Origin of the sequence: Neobacillus drentensis, from assembly GCF_036965245.1 — a bacterium.
Lineage (GTDB): Bacteria > Bacillota > Bacilli > Bacillales > Cytobacillaceae > Neobacillus > Neobacillus drentensis_G.
Map to the genome: position 1 here is coordinate 1484 of NZ_JBALPG010000203.1, position 253 is coordinate 1736.

Here is a 253-nt window from a genome sequence, read left to right on the forward strand (position 1 = left end):
GAGCATTCGGTAGCTTAAAAGGGTTCTAAGCTACCGAATTTGAGACCTAATTTTTGAATATACCATTGGATCGATTCATCGATATTTGTCGTTGGGATATAATAATAACCGACTCTATTAAATAAATTCCTGCATTTAAAATTTCTCCAATTTGTTTTACCTTACAATTCGCCGCAAATAAAATAATTCAATGTTGTAAATTTAGGAAAAATAGACAAAAATACTACAATCATTAAGCAAGAATGCTATATAA